Source organism: Bradyrhizobium sp. dw_78, from assembly GCF_018449525.1.
GTDB lineage: Bacteria > Pseudomonadota > Alphaproteobacteria > Rhizobiales > Xanthobacteraceae > Bradyrhizobium.
Map to the genome: position 1 here is coordinate 1 of NZ_JAAVUS010000007.1, position 16,046 is coordinate 16,046.

18 protein-coding genes are annotated in these 16,046 nt (G+C 62.5%); 2 read left to right on the forward strand and 16 right to left on the reverse strand.

All coding sequences use genetic code 11. The annotated features are described in order from the left end of the window. The first annotated feature begins 158 nt into the window (after window positions 1-158). Window positions 159-464, forward strand: a complete 306-nt coding sequence (locus tag HB630_RS18195; protein WP_213773661.1) for a hypothetical protein — start codon at window positions 159-161, stop codon at window positions 462-464. Between the two features lie 149 nt (window positions 465-613). On the opposite strand, the gene HB630_RS18200 is transcribed toward HB630_RS18195, so the two are convergent. Beyond that, window positions 614-1,297: a TetR/AcrR family transcriptional regulator gene (locus HB630_RS18200; RefSeq protein ID WP_213773662.1), complete on the reverse strand. Its 684-nt coding sequence runs from the start codon at window positions 1,295-1,297 to the stop codon at window positions 614-616. Between the two features lie 142 nt (window positions 1,298-1,439). After that, complete coding sequence (locus HB630_RS18205; RefSeq protein ID WP_213773663.1) at window positions 1,440-2,009, reverse strand: aldehyde dehydrogenase family protein; 570 nt, start codon at window positions 2,007-2,009, stop codon at window positions 1,440-1,442. Between the two features lie 172 nt (window positions 2,010-2,181). Here HB630_RS18205 and HB630_RS18210 point away from each other — a divergent pair, with 172 nt between their 5' ends. Continuing rightward, complete coding sequence (locus HB630_RS18210; protein ID WP_213773664.1) at window positions 2,182-2,958, forward strand: aspartate dehydrogenase; 777 nt, start codon at window positions 2,182-2,184, stop codon at window positions 2,956-2,958. Window positions 2,959-3,050: 92 nt separating this feature from the next. Here the strand turns inward: HB630_RS18210 and HB630_RS18215 are convergent, their stop codons facing one another. The 14 genes from HB630_RS18215 to HB630_RS18280 form a co-directional block, all read right to left on the reverse strand. Continuing rightward, window positions 3,051-3,551 (reverse strand): cupin domain-containing protein, encoded by a 501-nt coding sequence (locus HB630_RS18215; protein ID WP_213773665.1) that lies wholly within the window; start codon window positions 3,549-3,551, stop codon window positions 3,051-3,053. Window positions 3,552-3,976: 425 nt separating this feature from the next. Continuing rightward, the gene (locus HB630_RS18220) at window positions 3,977-5,116 is read right to left on the reverse strand and encodes a nickel/cobalt transporter (protein ID WP_213773666.1); all 1,140 of its coding nucleotides are present in this window, start codon (window positions 5,114-5,116) and stop codon (window positions 3,977-3,979) included. 45 nt (window positions 5,117-5,161) lie between these two features. Beyond that, window positions 5,162-5,806 (reverse strand): DUF1007 family protein, encoded by a 645-nt coding sequence (locus HB630_RS18225; RefSeq protein WP_213773667.1) that lies wholly within the window; start codon window positions 5,804-5,806, stop codon window positions 5,162-5,164. A gap of 276 nt (window positions 5,807-6,082) precedes the next feature. Continuing rightward, complete coding sequence (locus tag HB630_RS18230) at window positions 6,083-6,505, reverse strand: DUF2946 family protein (protein ID WP_213773668.1); 423 nt, start codon at window positions 6,503-6,505, stop codon at window positions 6,083-6,085. A gap of 281 nt (window positions 6,506-6,786) precedes the next feature. Further along, window positions 6,787-7,395, reverse strand: coding sequence for a thiamine pyrophosphate-dependent enzyme (locus HB630_RS18235; protein WP_213773669.1), 609 nt, complete (start codon window positions 7,393-7,395; stop codon window positions 6,787-6,789). Continuing rightward, window positions 7,392-7,892 carry a thiamine pyrophosphate-binding protein gene (locus HB630_RS18240; RefSeq protein ID WP_213773670.1) on the reverse strand — a complete coding sequence of 167 codons (501 nt, stop codon included), beginning with the start codon at window positions 7,890-7,892 and terminating at the stop codon, window positions 7,392-7,394. Before HB630_RS18240 ends, HB630_RS18235 begins: the two co-directional genes overlap by 4 nt. A gap of 19 nt (window positions 7,893-7,911) precedes the next feature. After that, window positions 7,912-8,403 carry a nucleoside deaminase gene (locus HB630_RS18245; RefSeq protein ID WP_213773671.1) on the reverse strand — a complete coding sequence of 164 codons (492 nt, stop codon included), beginning with the start codon at window positions 8,401-8,403 and terminating at the stop codon, window positions 7,912-7,914. 36 nt (window positions 8,404-8,439) lie between these two features. Beyond that, entirely contained in the window at window positions 8,440-9,468 is a 1,029-nt protein-coding gene (locus tag HB630_RS18250; RefSeq protein WP_213773672.1) for an ABC transporter substrate-binding protein, read from the reverse strand. Window positions 9,469-9,514: 46 nt separating this feature from the next. Further along, a complete protein-coding gene (locus tag HB630_RS18255) occupies window positions 9,515-10,279 on the reverse strand; it encodes an ABC transporter permease (RefSeq protein WP_213773673.1) in 765 nt (254 codons plus the stop codon). Window positions 10,280-10,282: 3 nt separating this feature from the next. Beyond that, entirely contained in the window at window positions 10,283-11,074 is a 792-nt protein-coding gene (locus tag HB630_RS18260) for an ABC transporter ATP-binding protein (RefSeq protein WP_346656114.1), read from the reverse strand. A gap of 348 nt (window positions 11,075-11,422) precedes the next feature. Next, window positions 11,423-12,346 (reverse strand): LysR family transcriptional regulator, encoded by a 924-nt coding sequence (locus HB630_RS18265; RefSeq protein ID WP_213773675.1) that lies wholly within the window; start codon window positions 12,344-12,346, stop codon window positions 11,423-11,425. 249 nt (window positions 12,347-12,595) lie between these two features. Further along, entirely contained in the window at window positions 12,596-13,300 is a 705-nt protein-coding gene (locus HB630_RS18270) for an ABC transporter ATP-binding protein (protein ID WP_213773676.1), read from the reverse strand. Continuing rightward, on the reverse strand, window positions 13,287-15,167 hold the full coding sequence (locus HB630_RS18275) for a branched-chain amino acid ABC transporter ATP-binding protein/permease (protein ID WP_213773677.1): 1,881 nt from the start codon (window positions 15,165-15,167) through the stop codon (window positions 13,287-13,289). The genes HB630_RS18270 and HB630_RS18275 overlap by 14 nt, the downstream gene beginning before the upstream one ends. Then, window positions 15,164-16,039 (reverse strand): branched-chain amino acid ABC transporter permease, encoded by an 876-nt coding sequence (locus tag HB630_RS18280; protein WP_213773678.1) that lies wholly within the window; start codon window positions 16,037-16,039, stop codon window positions 15,164-15,166. Before HB630_RS18280 ends, HB630_RS18275 begins: the two co-directional genes overlap by 4 nt. Between the last annotated feature and the right edge of the window lie 7 nt (window positions 16,040-16,046).

A 16,046-nucleotide genomic window follows, 5' to 3' on the forward strand; every position in this document is an offset into this window, starting at 1 on the left:
TTTTTCCAGGCCGGCAATGTGAATCATTGCCGGCTTTGCCGAACTAGTGGGAGCAGAAGCGCCATAAACGCTACCCGCCGGCTGAGTCTCCAAAGCGACCATTGTTCTTTCAATCCAGCGGCTGACAATCCTCTCACGCGAGATCGCGGGAGCAAGAATTGCGCCAAGGCGCCATATGCGCCGAGCTCTGTGTTGACCGCGTATCGCCCTATTTCTCGATCGTGCTGATCTATGTCTTCATCCTCGGCCAGACGCTGGGCCCTGGCTCGGTCTCGGCATCGCTGGCAGCACTGTCATATCCAGCCTTCCTGCGCGGCACCGGTGCCGGCCGGGCTCAGGGCATGGTCAGGATCAGCACCATCATCGGCCTGTTCTTCTTTCCGCCGCCGCTTGCCAAAATCGGCCTTTCAAGGCTGATGCTGGTGCTCGCTCTGATGCCGCTCACCGGCCTGCTATCGCTGTGAGCCATCAAATGGGAGCCAGTCGGAAGCCGAATCGAAGACGATATCATCCCGGCGCACGCGATTCCGGGAATCGAGCCGGCGATCTAAATCAGAAGCCAACCGGCGTTTGTCCGAAAATGCGCTGGCCACCCCCGGCCAACGGGTCAGGCTCAGCCGGCGCTGACCGCTGCGGATCGCACATTCGGCTTGCGATCCAGCGCTAGGCTAGGATCGGCCACGCAGTATTGCAAAACCAGACCGGTGACGTGCCGGAGCCATTGCTTGCGCGAGCTCACCGAGCTGAGATCCTTGTTAAGCGCGATCTCCAGCGTGTACTGGTTGGAAAGGTAATGATAGCACAGAGATGACAGCGTCACATAGACGACGGCAGGATCGAGCGCCGCGTGGAACACGCCATCTCTGCGGCCGCGTTCCAGGATAAAGCTTAGCGTCTCGACCAGCGGATTGTACAGCTCCCGAATCCGCTTCGATTTGCGAATATATTTGCCGCGGTGCTTGTTTTCTTCGTTCAGCAGGCGGATGGCGTTCGGGTTGCTCTCGAGCGCCGCGAACATGTGCTCGATAAGCTGTTCCATCGCCAGAATCGGATCGCTGGCACGCACCGACAGGTCGCGCTGCTGATCTCGAAAGCTTTCATACATCCGCTCGAGCGCAGCTACGAACAGCCCCTCTTTGGACTTGAAGTAATAATACAGCATGTTCTTACTGACATTGCAGCGCTCGGCGATGCGATCGACGCGCGCGCCCTCAAAGCCGACGCGGCCAAATTCTTCCATGGCCAGCTTAAGTATCTTCTCGCGAACGCGAGCCGGATCGCTGCTACGACGCGCCAAAACGCGCTCCCTCCGTCAATAAGGCGAGCTAAAAAACCGGTTTCGCAAATCCCGCCCCTCAAGCGAACCCACCGCGCTTATCGGGCCGAACCACAGTTCCGCTCGCTCTATTGTTGGGACGAAGCGCAACTGCCCGCGAAAATCAAATTGAAAATGACGAAGTCGCGGCACGGGCGGCCTCCGTCTCCTCGACCAATTGCCAGATCTTCGGCGGCGACAGCGGCAGCTCCATCGGCTGGAAGTTGAGATGCGACAACGCATCCGCGATCGCATTGGCCATCAGGCCGCCGACCGGAATCAGGCCGCCTTCACCGGCGCCCTTGGCGCCGAACGGGTTGTTCGGGCAGGGTTTCAGCTCGACCGTAATCGAACGAATATTAGGAAAATCCGGGACCGCAGGCTTCCGATGATCGGCAAACGACCCCGTCAGCAGCTGGCCTTCATTGTCATAGACCAGATGTTCCGGGAACGCGCCCGCCTCCTTCTCCATCGCGCTCGCCGCGCCGTTGAGCCAGGACGCGCGCTGATGGGCCGGCGTCTTGATGAATTGCCGGAATGCCGCCTTGGCGGCCTGCACGGTGCGGCCGACCTGATCGATGCCCACCGGGTGGACCGAGAAAGCGACGCCGCCGGCCCAGGGGTTCAGAACGGAAAATGCGCCGTCCATCGGCGCGGGCGGCGCAGCCGGGCTATTGACGCTATTCGTTGTCATTCGTTCTCAGTTCTGCTTTTGCTTTGCTGGCCCGGCTTTTAAGGTAGCGTATCAGGGATACGGTGTTTAAGAGTCAAACTTGACATCATGTTGACCACGCAGTCAACATCAGTGCCGTTATTTGCCGTGAGCCCCTGAATCGGGCCGCAGACGCAGACATTGGGGGAAGTTCTTGAAGGTTGCAGTCATTGGTTACGGAGCGATCGGCAGCTTTGTCGTCGCGCATTTGAACGCCGAGCCTTCGATCGAAGTGGCTGCCGTCTTTTCACTGCCGCCGCCCCTGACATGCCCCGCTCCCGGGGTCGGCAGCATCGAGGCACTGCTGGCGACACGGCCTGATCTGGTGATCGAATGCGCCGGACATCAGGCACTCAGGGAGGCCGGTGAAACCGTCATCCGCAACGGAACCGATCTCCTTGTCGTCTCGGTGGGTGCGCTGGCCGACGCCGCGCTGGAACGGACGCTGCGCGACGCTGCCGCCAGCGGCGGCGGCCGCTTGCTGATCCCCGGCGGCGCGCTCGGCGGCATCGATGCCATCAGCGCAGCCCGCGAAGCCGGTCTCGATTCCGTGGAATATTCCGGACGGAAGGCGCCGGCGGCCTGGAAGGGCACGCCCGCGGAGAAGATGATCGCGCTGAACGCGGTCACCTCGGCGGAAACGTTTCTCGAATGCGACGCACGAACGGCCGCGTTGCAGTTTCCGCAAAATGCCAATGTGGTCGCGGCGCTGGCCCTGGCCGGGCTCGGCTTCGAGAAAACCAAGGTGCGGCTGATCGTCGATCCTGCGGCCAACGGCAACAATCATTCGTTCGTGGCGCGCGGCGCGTTTGGCGAGATTACCGCCACGATCCGGTCGACGACATTGCCGTCGAATCCGAAAACATCGGTGCTGGCGCCGTTCAGTCTGATCCAGACCATTAAAAAACGGGCCGGCTTGATCCTGGCGTGATCGCCGACCCGTTCTATACCGCCTCAAGACCTGTCTTGAGGCTCATCTCAGGCTGTCAGGAAGCTTTCAAGTGCGCATCGCAGCGCTTATGCTTATAAAGCCTCGTCATCCAAGTAACCCATGGTTTCCGGCTTGCCGCGACCGAGCATCACCTGAAAATAAACCGGCTCCAGGCTGTTGTTCTCATATCCATGAATCACGTCCGCCGGGCAGGAAATGCATTTCCACGGTACCAGCGGTTTGGTGATCTTGCGGCCGTCCTCATCCTGCACGAAGACGTCGAGATAGCCCTGCAGGACGAAAAACACCTCTTCGACCTCGTGGGTATGCGCGGCATTGCCCTGGCCGGGCGGCACGAACATGATCGAAAGCGTAAAATTTCCAGCCGGGATCGCTGCGGAATCGTTGTGCTTGCCGGAGCCTCCGGCTCCGATGAAGCGATGCTGCGCGCGCTTGAAACCCTCGATCTTCGCGTCCTCGAACGCCGCCCAATCCGCGCGCCTATCGGCGAAACGCGCGACGTAACGATCGCTGATCTGCTCCAGTGAAGCCGATTCAAGCTCGTTGGGACGAGCGTGTCTTGCCGCAGCCATTTAGTTCTCCTGTAACCCTCAAGCGAAATCCGTAGCGGCGAGCGCGAAAGCGATACCGATCGCCCGTCGAACGCAGGCGTCCGGCGCCTTGCACGAAGACGACCGAACCGCACCTATTGGCGGCGCCCCGAACGGATTTTCCATCGACGCGCCAGTGGAAGGCTATTTGTAGTTGACCATTTAGTTAACAAAAAGGTGGCCGACCCCGGCGAATGAAACGGTCTATCATGCCGTGACGCTGGAAGCGGGACTAGATCATGATCCGATCAGGTCGAATCGGATCATGATCTCTTCTTTGTTTGAGCATGATCTTTTCGGAAAACCGGTTCCCACTTTTCCGGATCATGCTCTAGCTTGGCGTGGGCCGCCGATATTCGGGGACACGCCCTCGACATGCCGCGGCCGTACACGCCGCCTGGCCGGTACTAGCCGGTGAACATCCAAAGTTGCTCGCTTGCCATATAGCCGGCCAGCAACAGCGCGCCGAACGCGACGATGAGCACCGAGGCGCAAACCTCGATCGCCCTCATGGCGAGCATGCCAAATCCCGAGCGGGTCTGCGCGATGCGGCTCGCGATCTGGCGCGCGCCGACCGCGACGGTTGCGATCGCGGCGACGGTGATGGCCGTGCCCAATCCCATGATCAGCGTCGCGCCGATGCCGGTCCATAGCAGATCCTGGGCCAGCGCAAAGATGAGCACGATGATCGCGCCGGAACAAGGACGCAAGCCGACGGCCATGACCGCGGACAGGCCGCGGCGCCAGCCGCCCGCGCCGGCCAATTCCGCCGGCTCCGGCCCGTGCGCATGTCCCCAGGCCGATTCGTGATCGTCATGACCATGATCATCATGGCAATGAAAGCCGTGGGCATGATCGGTGTGTCCGTCGGCACCGCATTGTCCGCAGCGCATGGCCAGCGCAGCGTGAGGCAGGGAGCTCTTGCTGCCATGACTTGCTGAAACAGCCGCGTCGCCGGCCCCCTGATGCCAATCGAACTCGCGGCAGGCGCGAAGGAAGCTGCGGCCCTTGACGAACAGAAGCCGCAGCCCGATCAGAATGACGAGCGCGTAACTGACGATCTCGACCACATGAACGGTGAGTCCGATCGCCTTTGCCGTCGCGCCGAGCAGGATCGCCGCGATGGCCACGATGGCAATCGCAACGATGGATTGAATGGCCGCCGACACGAACGACAGAGCGACACCGCGGCGCCAGGTTTCTTCATTGGCGACGAGATAGGAGGAGATCACCGCCTTGCCATGCCCGGGGCCGACGGCGTGAAAAACGCCATAGAGAAACGAGATCCCGAACAGGCTCCACATCGCGGTGCCGTCGTCCTTGCTCGACCGAATGAAACCCGACAGCGCGCGGTAGAACGCCGCCTGCTTGGCGAACACCCATCCCATCACGCCCGATTGCGACATGAAACCTGCCGCCGGATGCGGCGCTCCGAACGGCGACGCGCCTTGCGCCCGCGTAGCGCCGATGGCGCAGATCGCCAGGATTGCAGCGAGCACCGCCATCCAGGCTGCACCGCGCGAAGAATTACCGTTGTAAGCGTTCATCGTTTGCTGACTTTCGTGTTTTGCGAACTGTCGATCGAGCGGGGATCACGGACATCTCACCAGCATCTTGTTGGCGAAGATTTCTCCGTAAGTGCTCGAGGCGTCGAGCGGCGTGGTATCGAGTTGGCTGAGCCGCAACTGCTCGGCAGGCGTCGGCTGGTGCGGCAGATCAACCGTCAGCAGGCATTGCTGCGGCGCTCCGTCCAGGGAAACCGGCTTGTCCTTGGCAAATTCGAAGTCCACGAAGATCGAGGGATCGTAGACTTCGATCTGCATCGCCTTTGCCGTCGCGGGAGCCTTCAAAGGCAGGGTGAAATGCAAAGTGAGCGTCGCATTCCTGTATTCGAGCCAATAGTCGACCGGATCGGAAAACTTCAGCTTCTTGCCGTCCGCACGCGCATAGGTGAAGTAGTCGTATTCCTTCAGCGAATCGACGTTCAACTGAGCCAGCGAGGCGAGTTCCTCGCGGGTGAATTGACCTTTTTTGGCATGGGGAATGCCCTGGGTCGCATAGGCGGAAAACATGTCATCGAACGTCCAGGCATGACGAACCCCGGTCATGGCGCCATCCGCCGCGTAGATCACGTCGCTGTGGAACGTGACCCAGACATGCGGATGCGCCTCCGCGCGCGCGATCGACAAGGACAGCAGGAGCACGGCGTAAAAATAGGAACCTGTGCGTTTCAACATGAGGGCGTCCACCGGCAAGGGTTCGGATAGGAACGGCCGCGTCAGAGATCGCGGCTGATCAGGTTTCAAAGATACGTCTCACGACGCACTGGCCCGATCCGGAATGCAGATCGTTGCGTGGCGCGCGAACCGCTGAAACCGCGTTGCCATCGCGGCACCGAACAGCATCGCTGACGGCTCTCAAACCGTGACTGCGGAAGACGTGGTGGTTTCAGTTCTTTGCGCAGCCGGAAGCGTGCATGGCACAACGTCCGAAGGTCGGGCGGCAAATACCTGTCAGCCCAAGGGCGGGGCGCGCGATTGAAATGGCGCGCGATGCGCCTCGACAGCGATATCGAAGGCGAGCGCTAAAAGACGATCGATATGGTTGAATTCGGACGACGGCGGTGGCCGCAGCGCGTCCGGGATGAAGGAGGTCGACAACAGGAAGGTCGACAGGCAGATCGGGCAATGGTCATCATCGTCCGCCAGTTTCGAGGGAAGCGGCGCCGATATTTCCAGTTTCGCGGGTCCATGCCAGCCGCCAACGGCGTCCGCTTTCACATCGGCAACTTCCGGATAGGCGATGCCAGCATGGAAATCTTGGGCATGAATATGCCCGAACGACAGCGCGAATTGCAGCATCAGGGCTGCCAGCGCGAGATAAACGCCGCACCGCTGCACGAAGGTTCGCAACAACGTTCCGTTGGCCTGCGCCAAAGTAGTCGCCTTTCCCCTCAGATCCCAGCGGGCGCGCCATATAACGTTATAACGTTACACGAGGCAATAGCCATCCCGACGATGCCGTCACCGCTCATGAACGCGCCATCGACATGGTTCCGCGAGAGGTTACCGGTCAGCCCCGGCGAACAAATAGATGTCGGACTCGCCGACCGTCTTGGGGAACTTGACGGAGTCGCCGATCTTCACATGCATCGCAATCATCGACTGGGCTTTATGCCTGCCGACGGCCAACATGCCGCACGGAAACCGGCGCGGGCTCAATTATGTTCGCTCGGTCCCATGATGACGATGCCTTCGGTGGCCTCGATATGGCGCACGAAGATGTATTTGTCTTCACGTCCATCGCTGTGCTTGCGATGGACGTCGCGCCGGACGCCTGGTTCGACTTTCGCGACGATGACATGGGGCACGCGGGCGGCGAGACCGTCCCGGCAGCGCGATTCGAAGGCGTCGAGATCGTACACCGTGTAGGAATGGCCGACGCCAGCGCCGCGGGCGATCGCGGCGATGTCGACCTTGCCCTTTGCGGTGTGGGTCGGGGGACCGCCGATCGACTGGTAGCATTCGTTGTCCCAGACGACGACCAGCAGATTGGCCGGCTGCTCGTTGCCCAGCGTCGCCAGAATTCCAAGATTGAACAGCATACCGCCGTCGGTATCGAGCGAGACGATGCGCCGGTGCGGCAGGCCGACGGCGAGGCCGAAGGCCTGCGGCGTGACGCAGCCGAGCTGCTGCTGGAACAGGCTGGCAGCGCGCATATGGGGCGCGGCGTTGTACCACTCGTCGACACTGCCGCCGAGCGACAGGATCACCAGTTCGTCCTTGAGCATCGCGCCGAGGCGCTCCATGCAATCATATCGCTTCATCGCACCAGCGCTCCGGTCAGCGCGATCGCCGAATGGTAATAGGCCGCATAGGACCATTGAAACGCGTCCCTGATCGAACGCTCGATCTCGTCCTCGCGATCGACCACGCGATAGGGAATGCGCATCGCCTCGAGCAGCGGCTCCATGGTCATGCCGTGCGGGATCGCCCACCAGTTGTTCTCGCCCAGATCGCCGCGATAGCTCATCAGCATCACAACCGGGATTCCGGCGCCCATACCCATCCGGGCCAATGGCTCGATCGAGGCACGCAGGCCCGAATTTTCCATGATCAGCGCCGCGCGCTTGCCCGACAGGAACAGGCCGCCGCAGATCGCCGCGCCCTCGCCCTCGTTGGTGACCTGGATGGTCCGGATATCGGGATCCTGATCGAGCGCCGGATAAAGCTCCTTGAACAGCGAGTCCGGCAGGTAGCAGACCACGCTGACGCCGGCGGCTTTCAGCCCGGCGATGACGCGCGCCACGACATTTGGTTGCATGTCGATGATATCCGAACTGTCAGCGGGTCAATTCGACCGCGGCGGTCGCGTAGAGCTCGATGCATTCGGGAGTCCTCACCCCCTCGATCACCTTCAGATCCCATCCGGTCATTTCGGCGAAACGCTCGACCGTATAATCATTGAAATTGAAAGCGATCTTGGCGAGTTGCTTGATGTCCCGGTTGCGCGCGCCGAGCACCAGCGTGTTGATGCCGCCGTTGAGGATGGCGCCGAGACACATCGGGCACGGCTCGCAGGTCGCATAGAAGGTGCAATCCGGCAGGGTCCGCCGCCCGAGTTTCTGGGTGGCGTATTTGACGGCAAGGGTCTCCGAATGGGCGGTGGCATCGCAGGCCGACACTTTGAGGCTGCGGCTCCTGACCACGACTTCGCCGTTCAGCGCCACCACCGCTCCGAACGGCTGTTCGCCTTGTGCCGCGCCGGCCCTGGCTTCCTCGATGGCAATCGCCATCAGGCGATCATGCTCGGCTGCCATGTTGTTCTCCGTCATTTTGCTTTCCATCCCGTCGTGAAATGAGCGCTTCGATCAATGGGCCGGCGGCAGAATGCGATCGGCCTTGGAGGGCAGGAAAGCGCGGCTGAAGACTTCGTCCATCGCAGGCGTGCGGGGCAGCGCATAGGCGTCCGCGACCGTCTTGATCGCAGCCTGCAGCCGGCCGTCATCGAGGTCGCCGAGCCCGAGCCGTGCCACTTCATCGGTCCGCAATTGCTGGTTCACGGTATAGACCAGCCGCTGTTTCTCGAGATCGACATTGGTCAGCGGCTCGACTTTCTTTAGCGTCGCGATGCCTTCGTCCGGATCGGCTGCAACCTCGAGGATGGCACGGTTCAGGGCCTTGACCAGGCCACGCACCGCTTCGGGATTCTCCTTCAGCAGTTTCTGCGAAACCAGGATGCCGTTGGAATAGAGATCAAGCCCGTTCTCGCTATAGAAGAACCATCGGAAGTCCGTCTCCGGCGATTTCTTCATCGCCAGAAAGTTCATGTAGCTGGTCGGCGCGAACTGCGCGATCGCATCGGCCTGGCCGTTGACCAGAAGCTGTTCGATCAGATTGGGCGCGGCGTTCAAAACCTTGACCTTGCCGGCATCGACGCCATTCTTGAGCGCGAGCGGCTTGAACATGCGCTCGGTCGCCGACCCCGCCGGAGCCGCCAGCGTGTGGCCTTCCATGTCCTTCAGGGTCTTGATCGGACCGTCCGCCTTGACGATCAAAGCGTAGGGCGCACGGTTGTAGAGCATGTACACCATCAGGGGCTGCTCACCCTGACGCTGCGCCGCGTTCTGGATGACGGCGTTGATATCGCCAAATCCGGCATCGTAGGCGCCGGTCATGATGTGACTCACGGCAGCGGCCGATCCGTCACCCTGGTCGATGGTGACATCGAGACCTTCGGCGGCGAAGTAGCCCTTGTCGCGTGCGACATAGAACCAGGCGCCCGGCCCCTGCGCCTTCCAGTCCAGGATAAAACGGATCTTGACCGGCTCGGCATTCGCCACGCCTGAAATCGCCGCGACGGCGAGGCAAGCCAAAGCCCAAACGAACAGGCGCTTCATTCGGAATACTCCATGCTGGTCGGAAACGAGGATGATGAGGGGAACATCAGGCAACCGCGCTCTTGCGGGTAGCCCAACCGGTGAAGCGCGCCTCGGCAAAGGAGAACAGGCCGTACAGCGCAATGCCGGTGATCGAGATCAGGGCAAGGCCCGCGAACAGCAGCGCGACGTCGAAATTGGCGGACGCCACCATCATGACGGTGCCGATACCGTAGTTCGAGGCGATCGTTTCCGATGTGATCGAGCCGATGAAGGCCACCGTGATGGCGACCTTGAGCGAGGCGAATAAATAGGGAAGCGTGCGGGGCAAAGCCACGTTCCATAGGATGTCGCGGCGGCTGGCGCCCAGCGCGCGCAGCACGTCCTCGAGTTCGGGTTCGCTGGTCGAGATGCCGGTCGCGACATTCACCACCACCGGAAAGATCGACAGCGAAAGCGCGGTCAGGATCGCCGGGATCGTGCCGGCGCCGAACCAGATCACGAAGATCGGAATGATCGCCACCTTCGGCACCGACGAGAACCCGATCAGCAGCGGATACAGCGTATCGTAGGCAAGCCGTGAACTGCCGACCATAACGCCGATCACCACACCGGCCAGCACGCCGAAGGTAAAGCCCGCCAGCGTGCTGGCAATGGTCTGAATGAGATGAGGCCAGAGATCGGGGAAGCGCTCAATCAGCGTCACCAGGATCTGGCTCGGCAGCGGCAGCACGAGGTCGCTGACGTGCAATAGACGGCAGAGCAATTCCCAGGCCCCGAAGAAGCCGAGGATGACGGCAGTGGCGGACAAGACCCGAGTGATGCGTGCCATGATTCAGGCGCTCCCGCCGGAGGTCTGAACCGGAACGATCAACTCGCGCATCCGCTTTCCGAGCGCGATGAATTCGGGCTCATAGGTGGTCTCGAGTGTTCTCGGATAGGCAAACGGAACCGGCGTGTCGCTGATGATTCGTCCGGGTCGCGCGCTCATCACGCAAATCCGCGACCCCAGATAGGCGGCTTCCCGCAGATCGTGCGTCACCAAGAGCACCGTCGGGCGCTTGTCGAGCCACAGCGCCTGCAACGTGCCCCAGAGCTCCTCCCGGGTAAACTGGTCCAGCGCGCCAAAGGGTTCATCGAGCAACAGCAGTTGCGGATCATGCACCAGCGCCCGGCAGAGATTGGCGCGCTGAAGCATGCCGCCCGACAATTGCCACGGAAAATGATCGGCAAAATCGCTTAGGCCCACTTGCGCCAGCAGGGCGCGAACACGGTCGCGAAACTCGCCCTTGCGCTTGCGGCGATAATCCGCCCGGAATGGCGGCACGATCTTGAGCGGCAGCATCACGTTTCGCTCGACCGTCAGCCACGGCATCATGCTGGCGTTCTGAAACGCCATGCCGATCCGCAGCGCCTTGACCCCGACCTCCCGGCCTCCGACCACCACGACGCCGTTGGTCGGGCGAACGAGGCCGCTGACCAGCCGCAGGATGGTCGACTTGCCGCAGCCGGAAGGTCCGACAAACGAAATGAACTCGCCTTTACGTACATCCAGCGTGGTTTCGCCTAGCGCCGTCGTGCCGCTGCGGCCCTGCCCGAACCGAACCGAGACCGCTTCGAGCTCGATCACCTTGCTGGGCTGTTCCGCGGAAGTCGCGGATCGGCCGGCCTCGACGGCAAATTTCGATTCTGATTGCACCGATTGGTCCATTGCGTTCGCTCGCGGGTCGCGGCTTGCGCGTGCAATGGACGGGCCACTATCCGAGCGGCGCGCCGGGCGATTGCCGGGACGACGGCGCTGAAACTGTACGGCTTCCCGAGAATGCATCCACCGATCCTGAGAGCGGAATCTTTTCGGAAAACCGGTTCTCCGGATCGCGCTCTGGCAAGCGGACCGTAGCGGCACGAAACCGTTCCAGATAGCCGCTAAATCATGATCGAGATGTTCTCAAAAATGCAACAAGTAAACGGTCTGTCACTGGCCGTCGAGCTGGCCGATCGCGGCGCTCAACAGTTTCGACAGCAGAGCCGGCGGCTCGGTCGGGAAGGTCTTGGCGCGCGACGCCAGCAACAGCCGTCGCGGACGCAGGGCCGGATCGCGCAGCGGCACAAATAGAAGCTCGCCGCGCAACAACTCGCTTTCGACGCCGACCCTGGTCTGGAAAGCCACGCCCAGTTTGGCCGTCACGCATTTGGCCATGAAATCGATCGAGTTGGTCACTGCCCGGGGATCGAATTCGATATGGCTGTCGAGCAGCGCCCCCTCGATCGACGACCGCAACGCCAGCGTCGCATCGGATAAAAACACACGCTCGCCCGCAAAATCATTCAACCGGACCTCGCGGCGCCCGGCCAGCGGATGGGCTGGCCACAACAGCGCGCCGAGCGACAGGCTCGCGCCGGCAAGCCGCTGGGTGCCCCGCGGTACGCGGGTATCGAATGCAATGCCGAGTTCGGTTTCACCCTCGGCGACCAATCGCAAGGCTTCGCTGGAGCCGACGGTCCTAACTTCGACCGCGACATTGGGAAGACGCTTCCAGAATTCGGCCAATATCCGCGGTAGCAGCCCCCGCGTCACGCTTTCCACCGTGGAGACCCCGATCTTGCCGCGCCGCAGGCCGGTGAGATCGTTGATGATGGCGCAGGCCTGGTTGAGTTCGGAGGCGCTCGCCCGGGCGTGATAAACCAGTATCTCTCCGGCGCTGGTCAGCTTGAGGCGCTGGCGGACCCGTTCGAACAGCGGCAGTCCGAGCGTGGCTTCCAGCGCCTGAACGGTCCGGCTGATCGCCGACGGGGCGACATTGAGGACCTGAGCCGCGCCCCGGATCGAACCGAGCTGGGCCACGGTCTGGAAATAATGCAGCCGCGCCGAAACCAGACCGAGCCGTTGCGCATCCATCGACGCTCTCCTGTCAAAGCCGCCGTCGGACGGATGCAGCTTCTTACGCTAATCGCTGCGGATTATAGCGCAGGCGCATGCCCGGTCGTTGCCTAAATCTCAACGAGAAGGATCAAAAAATACGCTGAATGAGAACAAGTCCGCCTCGCCGCGAGGCAAAGCTTGCCGCAAGAAATCTTCAGTGCTGTCCGGATATCGAAAAGAAAAAGGGGACGGTCGGGACCGCGCGCACGGGCCGGCCCGAACCCCTCAGACGCCGACGCCGAGAAAGTCCCGCATCAGGCCCGGATTGGCGGAAAGATCGGCCGGGGTGCCTTCGAACACGACATGGCCGTTGTTGAGGCCGTAGACGCGGTTGGCGAAGCTCAGCGCCGCCGTGACATTCTGCTCGACCACGATCATGGTGCGGCCCTCGGCGGCCAGGTTGCGGGCGACTTCGACGAGATCGCGCACGATCAGCGGTGCGAGGCCTTCAAACGGCTCGTCGAGCAGAATGATGCGGGCATCGCGGATCAGCGCGCGGGCGATCGCCAGCATCTGCTGTTCGCCGCCGGACAGGGTGCGGCCCGCCGATTTGCGCCGCTCCTTGAGTCGCGGAAACACTTGGTAGATCCGGTCAAACGGCCAGGCATTCGGTGCGGTCAGCGCGGCGACGCGCAGATTCTCCTCGACCGTCAGGCCGCCGAAGATGGCGCGCTCCTCCGGAACGAGCTGCACGCCCATGCCCGCGATGGCCGACGGCGGCAACCCGCCGATCGATTTTCCGTCGAACCGGATCTGGCCGCTCCTCGGCGCCAGCACCCCCATGATCGAGCGCAGCGTCGTGGTCTTGCCCGCGCCGTTACGGCCCAGCAGCGCCACCACCTCGCCCTGCTTGACCCGGAGCGACAGGTCGAACAGCACGTGGGAATCGCCGTACAGCGTGTTGATCCGGTCGACTTCAAGCAGGCTCATGCGCGTGCAGCCCCCCGAGATAGGCATCCTGAACCGCCTGGTTGCGCCGGATCTCATCGGGCGAACCGTCCGCCAGCAGCCGGCCTTCGTAGAGCACAGTGATGCGCTCGGCCAGGCCGAAGATCGCGTCGAGGTCGTGTTCGACGATCACGATGGTGCGCGTGCGCGCGATATCGCGAATGAAAGCGCAGGTGGCAACGCGCTCGTGCGGGCTCATGCCCGCGAGCGGCTCGTCGAGCAGCAGCACGTTCGGGCTGGTAGCGAGCGCCATGCCGATTTCGAGCCGCCGCTTTTCGCCATAGGCCAGGATATGTACCGCCGTATCGGCACGCTCGGCCAGATCGAGCAGCTTCAGAATGGCATCGACCTGCTGCTCCACCTCGGGCAGACTGTCGGCCGGCCGCAACAAATCGAGACGCAGCGGCCCACGGCGGCGCGCCAGCGCCGCGATGCGCAAATTGCTCCGCACCGGCAGATTCAGAAACAGCTGGTTGAGCTGGTTGCTCTTGGCGATTCCGAGTTGCGCGGCGCGGCTGACGCCGGCTCCGGTCACCCTGTCTCCGAACAGCAGCACCTCGCCGGAGGACGGTGAGACCTCGTCGAGCAGCATCTTGAACAATGTGCTCTTGCCGGCGCCGTTAGGACCGATCACCGCATGGATCGAACCGCGCCGCACCTTGAAGGAGACGCCATCGACGGCCTTGAGCCCGCCATAGTGGCGCGCTAGCGACCGCGCTTCGAGCGCGATATCGCTGTTGCCGGTCGCAGGCGCGGCAAGCGGCAGCGTGACGTCAACGGCTTGGTGTTCAGGCTCGACCGCAACGCCGTCGCCCGTCGCCTCGATCGCCGCCGTTCTGGCCTCCGCCGCACGCAAGGCGGCGAGATCGCGCCGCTCGTTCCACCAATGAAATATCTCGCCACAGATGCCGCGGCGCAGCCCGATCACTAGCACGATGAAAGCGATGCCGAGAACAAGCTTCCACAGCGTGGCAAGGCCCGGAATCAGTTGCAGATTATCGCGCAACCACAGCCAGACGGCGGCGCCGACCGCCGGCCCGATCAGCGTGCCCGCACCGCCGACGATGGTCTGAACGACGAGCTGCCCGGAGGTCTCCAGCGAAAAGGCGTCGGGCGGCATGTAGCTTTGAAACGAGCCGAGCAGGCCGCCGGCAAGCCCGGCATAGAGCGCCGCGATGACGAAGGCCGCCAATTTGTAGGCCGGAACGTTGTGGCCGAGCATGGCGACGCGGCCGGTGTTCTGCTTGATCGCCTTCAGCACCGCGCCGACCGGCGAACGGACGATACGGCGGGCCAGCACGTAACCGATGAAGAAGATGCCGGCGAACAGCACATACATCGGCATTCCCGCGCTGATGCGGATGGCGTGCTGGCCGAAGCCGATCACGGGCACCGGAACGCCGGGCAGGCCGTTTTCGCCGCCGGTATATTTCGACAGCGGCGAGTTCTCGACGAAATACGCCATCTGGCCGAACGCCAGTGTGATCATGGTGAAATAAATGCCGATCCGGCGCACCGCGAGCCAGCCGACCATAAGCCCGAAGACGCCCGCGGCGAGCGTCCCCGCCGCCAGCGCCAGCCATACGCTGCCGAGTGTGCCGGAGACCAAAAGATAGGCCGTGACAAAACCACCGGCGCCGTAAAACGCGGCCTGACCGAACGACAACAAGCCGGTCAGCCCGAACAGGATATCGAAGCCGAGGCCGATCAGGCCCCAGTTCAGGACTCGCGTCAGCAGATCGGTGGAAAAGCCGGCATGCGGCAGCACGACGGGTGCCGCGACCAGCGTGACGAGGACGGCGAATTCGGGAAGACAGGCCCGCAATCCCCCCGGTCGAACGCGCTTCATACCCGGCCTTCCGAACCGAACAGCCCCTGCGGGCGCAGCACCAGCAACAGCGCCATCAGTGCATACAGCATCACTTCGGAATAAGAGGAGTTGAACGCGCTGGTCAGGCTGATGATCTCGCCGGCGATCAGGCCGCCGACCACCGCGCCGGGGAATGAGCCAAGACCGCCCAGCACGATCACCACAAAGGACTGCGCCATGAAGTTCGCGCCCATGTCGGGCGTCACCGCGACGACCGGCGCGTACAGCATGCCGGCGAGGCCAACCGCGACCACGCCGACCGCGAACACCAGCAGGAAGGCGCGCCGGACGTTGATGCCGAGGATGCCGACCATTGCCGGATTTTCGATCCCGGCGCGGACGACGAGTCCCACCGAGGTGCGATACAGCACAAGATAGAGGCCGAGCAGCAGCATCGCGATGATCGCGATCAGCTGCAAACGATAGGTCGGATAGATCAGGAAACCAAGCTGGGTCGCGCCCCGCCCCCAGGACGGCACCGGGACGCGCTGGGCGTTGCCGCCGAAGGCCGCGCGGAGGCACTCCACCAGCACGATGCCGATGCCGTAGGTGACCAGGATCTGATCCTCGTCGGGCCGGTCGTAAAATAGCCGGATGATGACCCGCTCGAGCAGGATTCCGAGCAGCAGCATGACGCCGCAGCAGCCGAGCAGCGCCAATACAAAGGATGAAGTGTATTGCAGGATGACGAAGGCGACATAGGCGCCCACGGCGAACAAGGCGCCGTGGGCGAAATTGAGCACCCCGAGCGTGCCGAGGATGATTGTCAGCCCGCTGCTGACCAGCGCCAGCAGCGCGCCAAGTGCCAGGCCATTGAAGGCCTGCGAGACCAAAGCGGGCCAGCTCGGCATCACCGCG